Origin of the sequence: Oceanobacillus saliphilus (genome assembly GCF_023522835.1) — a bacterium.
GTDB lineage: Bacteria > Bacillota > Bacilli > Bacillales > Amphibacillaceae > Oceanobacillus > Oceanobacillus saliphilus.
In genome coordinates this window covers 1-251 of record NZ_JALCZU010000274.1, presented here as the reverse complement: position 1 = coordinate 251, position 251 = coordinate 1, and the positions used below count along the sequence as shown (strand labels likewise).

The window sequence follows — 251 nt, the reverse complement described above, 5'->3', positions numbered from 1 at the left end:
ACGCATTGCAGGGAAGCGAGACGAGAGTGTTGAGGCAGGAGAGCACACAATCCGCCTGCTACCAACTAATTAAGGCAAGTAATGCACAAGCAACAAACATATAACCTACAAATGTCAATGAAAAAGACAAATTGCTGGAAGTCCAAAGATAGATTTCCTTCTTTAGGTATTGATAAGGCTTCTCATAAAGCATTTGTGAAAGCAAAGAAGACTCTAAATAACAATATGTACTGTTCACTACATTCTTAACT

At 38.2% G+C, this 251-nt stretch carries 1 protein-coding gene; it reads right to left on the bottom strand.

Annotated elements, in window-relative coordinates; translation table 11 throughout:
- Positions 1 to 58: 58 nt before the first annotated feature.
- Positions 59 to 251: hypothetical protein (locus tag MN204_RS21145; RefSeq protein ID WP_249873010.1), on the bottom strand; the 193-nt coding region annotated here is incomplete at its 5' end.